The organism is Pantoea sp. Fr-CA_6 (assembly GCF_024520895.1).
GTDB classification, from domain to species: domain Bacteria; phylum Pseudomonadota; class Gammaproteobacteria; order Enterobacterales; family Enterobacteriaceae; genus Pantoea; species Pantoea agglomerans.
Map to the genome: position 1 here is coordinate 1 of NZ_JALNPO010000071.1, position 218 is coordinate 218.

At 71.1% G+C, this 218-nt stretch carries 1 protein-coding gene; it reads left to right on the forward strand.

Features of this window, described 5'->3' with window-relative positions; genetic code table 11:
• The coding region (locus NR201_RS22650) for an Ig-like domain-containing protein (RefSeq protein ID WP_256850205.1) at positions 1-218 on the forward strand (218 nt) is incomplete at both ends.

The window sequence follows — 218 nt, forward strand, 5'->3', positions numbered from 1 at the left end:
CTGAACGGCACCGCGGGCGCGGGGCTGACGGTCATCGTGTGGGCCACGGATGCGGACGGCAACCGGGTAAACGCGGGCTCGGGCGTGGCGGATGATAACGGCCGCTGGAGCATTACCACGGCGGCGCTGGGCGAGGACGGCCGCTATGACCTGACGGCGACGGCGGTGAACGCGGCGGGGGTTTCCTCGGCGGAGACCGGCGCGTTTAACGTGGTGCT